This is a genomic window from Polaromonas sp. P3_C2 (genome assembly GCF_056402675.1).
Map to the genome: position 1 here is coordinate 1 of NZ_JBFUGX010000432.1, position 3,626 is coordinate 3,626.

The following is a 3,626-nucleotide window of genomic DNA, read 5'->3' on the forward strand; positions in this document are numbered from 1 at the left end:
GCTCTCGCTCTCGGGGCCTTCGAAGGTCACCTTGACCTTGTAGTCCTTGCCGGCCTGCTCGGCGCCGGCCTTGACGGCTTGCCAGAACTGGTGCTGAAAGCCCTTGGAGATCATGGGAATGTAGATCTCGTCGGCAGCCAGCGCCGTCGTGCTCAAGGTAGAAGCCAGGCCAAGGCCCAGTGCGAGGCTCAAAAGTGTGCGTTTCAAAATCATGTTTGTCTCCGATCGTTATGGGGTTTGCTATGGGGTATCAAAAATCAGACGTTGGCATGGGTGGGATTTGGGCTTCTCTTTGATAAAAACTGCACTTGCTTTCATTTACTTGCGCTTTCGCAAAATATCGGCATACACCGCCACGATGATGATCAGGCCCGTCACCACCGTCTGCCACTCCTGTGCCACCGACATGATGCGCAGCCCGTTGGTCAGCACACTCATGATGAAGGCGCCGATGATGGTGCCCAGAATCGTGCCGGCCCCGCCGCTGAGCGAAGTGCCTCCGATCACGACGGCGGCAATCGCATCCAGCTCGTAGCCCTGGCCCAGCGCCGGCTGCGCGGAATTCAGGCGCGAAGCGATGAGCAGCCCGGCCACGCCGCAAATCGCGCCGCTGAGCGTGTAGACAATGATCTTCCAGCGGTCCACATTCACGCCCGACAGGCGTACCGCCTCTTCGTTGCTGCCCAGTGCGAAGGTGTAGGTCCCCAGCACCGTCTTGTTCAGGATCAGGCTGGATACCACCRCCACCACAAACAGGATCAGCACCGCATTGGGGATGGGCAGATCGGGCAGGAAATAACCGATCAACGACTCCTGGGAAATGACCGAGAACTCCGGCGTGTCGTTGAAATAGATTGGCTTGGATTGGGTGATGACCAGCGACAGGCCTTTGAGCATGAGCATCATGCCCAGCGTGGCAATGAACGGCGGGATCTTCAGCTTGGCAATCAGCATGCCCGAGGTGAAGCCAGAGAACGCACCGAAGAAAATGGCAGCCAGCACGCCCAGGTAGAAGGGCAGGCCCCAATAGGTCAGCACCACCCCGGCCATGACGGCGCAAAAGGTCATCAAGGTGCCCACCGACAGGTCGATGCCCGAGGTGATGATGACAAAGGTGCAGGCGATGGCCAGCACGCCGTTAACCGCAGTGGCCTGCAAAATGCCCACCATGTTGTCGGTCTGCATGAAGCTGGACGAGGCCATGCTGAAGAAAATCAGCAACCCCAGCAAGCTGGCAAATGCCAACAGCTTTTGACGGGTGTTGCTGCTAAAAGCTGCAGTTTTGAAACCTTGCAGCAACTTGGAGACGGTCATGGGTGATGGTTCCGGCGTTTTTTTAAAAAGCAGCAGCGGCAACCATGCCGGAAACGGCAGCCGGGGCTTCGCGCTGGGTGGCGAGCTGCATGATTTTTTCCTGGGTCGCGTCCCGTGCGACCAGCTCGCCGGTGATGCGGCCCTCGCACATCACCACGATGCGGTGGCTCAGCCGCAGCACCTCGGGCAGTTCGGAGGAGATCATCACGATGGCACGGCCCTGGGCCGCCAGCGCATTGAGCAGCTTGTAGATTTCGCTCTTGGCGCCCACGTCAATGCCGCGCGTAGGCTCGTCAAAAAACAGGATCTCGCAGTCGCGCACCAGCCATTTGGCGACGACGATTTTTTGCTGGTTACCCCCCGACAGCAGCGCCACTTTCTGCAGCGCGCTTGGGGTCTTGATGCCCAGTTGCGCGATCAGCTTCGCAGCCGTGTCCTGTATGGCAGCGGGCCTGAGAAGGAACCCGAAGCTCAAGAACCGCCGCAAGCTCGACAGCACAATGTTGGTCTGCACATCCATGCCGGTGGCCAGACCGAAGTGCTTGCGGTCTTCCGACAGGTAGCCGATGCCGTGCTCAACCGCGTCGGCCGGGCTATGCACCCCGACCTGGCGGCCCCTGACCCAGATCTCCCCTGAATCCCTTTTGTCGGCGCCGAACACGGCACGCGCCACTTCGGTCCGGCCCGCTCCCATCAGGCCGGCAAACCCGAGGATTTCGCCCTTGCGCACGGTGAAGCTGACATCCTTGATCGTACGGCCGCGATTGAGCCCGCGCACCTCCAGCACGGTCTCCCGGCCCTGATCGGTTGCCGGCGGCCTCTCGTCTTCAAGCAGGGCGCGCCCGACCATCATGCCGATGATGGTGTCCATGCTGGTGGTGGCAGTCGGCACGGTGCCGATGTACTGGCCGTCGCGCATCACTGTCACGCGGTCCGAGATGCGCTTGAGCTCGTCCATCTTGTGCGAGATGTACACGATGCCAACGCCGTGGCGCTTGAGCTGGCCGATGATGCGGAACAAGTCGTCGATTTCGGCATTGTTCAGCGCGGCAGTGGGCTCATCCATGATCAGCACGCGCGAGTCAAATGACAGCGCCTTGGCGATCTCGACCATTTGCTGGCGCGCCACCGTCAGGTCGCAAACCAGCGTGTGCGGTTCCAGGTTCAGGTTCAGGCGGTCGAAAATCGCTTTCGTGTCGCGGGCCATCTTCTCGGTATCGATGAACAGCCCAAGCCGCCCGAGCGGCTCGCGTCCGATGAAGATGTTCTGCGCCACGCTCAGATGGCTCATCAGGTTGAGTTCCTGGTGGATGATGCCGATGCCCAGCGCCTGCGCAGCGCGCGGGCTGGCAATCTCGACCGCCTGACCGTCGATGCTGATCTCGCCCGCATCCTTCTGGTAGACCCCGGCCAGCACTTTCATCAGGGTCGATTTCCCGGCGCCGTTCTCGCCCATCAGCGCATGCACCTCGCCTGCGGCAACCTCAAGCCTGGCGTTGTGCAACGCGCGCACTCCCGGAAAGGATTTGCACAGGTTGCTGATGCTCACAAGAGGTGTCATGGGCGGTTCCGGACAGGCGCGGTGCTCGCTCAGATCGGCGCGATGTCGTTGACCGTGGCCAGACGGCCCATCGACTGGCCCGGAGTGCGCCCCAACCAGGCGCTGCAGCAACGCCCGGAATCACCCGGGGCCAGGCAAACCGGCGTACGGGCCTGGCCGACGCCTTGGGCGGCCGCGCAGATCGATACTGTTTTTCCTTCCAAACTTCCTGGGTGCATGACAAAAAACCTTTTTGCGTTGAAGGAACCGTTCAATGAGGCGAAGGCACCAAAATCAGGAAACTTATTGTTACAAATGGTTCATTGATGAACAATCTATTCACTTATGGATCGAAGCGGTGTGAATCATAGAAATTTGCTCATCTTTCCAAGCTCCGGACTTTCCCTAAGTCAGGATTTAATTTATTGATGAACATTAAGTGCAAAAGTAAATAAATCCAAAACAATGAAGGCGAAAGTCTTCGCGAGCGCCGCGTGCCATATCAAGAGCGCTGCGTTACATATCAAAATTGCAATGCCTTCGACCTCACCCACCCTGCCGCCATGACACAAAAATATTCCGTTCTCCCGACGAATGACCAGAACACGAACGACGCCGGCGCCACCGCACCCCCGCCTCTTGCCGACGACCGCTACCGGGCACCGGCGCTTGATAAGGGCCTTGACATCCTTGAGTTGCTGGCTCGCCAGCCGCAGGGCCTGACGCGCGCGGAGATCGTCAAGGAAATGGACCGCAACGCGAGCGAGATCTA

4 protein-coding genes and 1 pseudogene are annotated in these 3,626 nt (G+C 59.5%); 2 read left to right on the forward strand and 3 right to left on the reverse strand.

Annotated features, from left to right (window positions below; translation table 11 throughout):
* From AC1DWI_RS16575 to AC1DWI_RS16585, 3 genes and pseudogenes are all read right to left on the reverse strand, one after another.
* A pseudogene (locus AC1DWI_RS16575) lies at positions 1–210 on the reverse strand (BMP family ABC transporter substrate-binding protein); the annotation flags it as partial.
* 108 nt (positions 211–318) lie between these two features.
* Positions 319–1,314 (reverse strand): ABC transporter permease, encoded by a 996-nt coding sequence (locus AC1DWI_RS16580; RefSeq protein ID WP_477725239.1) that lies wholly within the window; start codon positions 1,312–1,314, stop codon positions 319–321.
* Between the two features lie 22 nt (positions 1,315–1,336).
* On the reverse strand, positions 1,337–2,875 hold the full coding sequence (locus AC1DWI_RS16585) for a sugar ABC transporter ATP-binding protein (RefSeq protein WP_477670156.1): 1,539 nt from the start codon (positions 2,873–2,875) through the stop codon (positions 1,337–1,339).
* Between the two features lie 21 nt (positions 2,876–2,896).
* On the opposite strand from AC1DWI_RS16585, the gene AC1DWI_RS16590 reads away from it, so the two are divergent.
* Positions 2,897–3,181 (forward strand): hypothetical protein, encoded by a 285-nt coding sequence (locus AC1DWI_RS16590; RefSeq protein WP_477670157.1) that lies wholly within the window; start codon positions 2,897–2,899, stop codon positions 3,179–3,181.
* A gap of 236 nt (positions 3,182–3,417) precedes the next feature.
* Positions 3,418–3,626: helix-turn-helix domain-containing protein (locus AC1DWI_RS16595; RefSeq protein WP_477725240.1), on the forward strand; the 209-nt coding region annotated here is incomplete at its 3' end.

Coding starts and splice junctions, on each gene's coding strand:
- AC1DWI_RS16585 (WP_477670156.1), bottom strand. CDS start 2,875: ATGACACCTCTTGTGAGCATCAGCAACCTGTGCAAATCCTTTCCGGGA.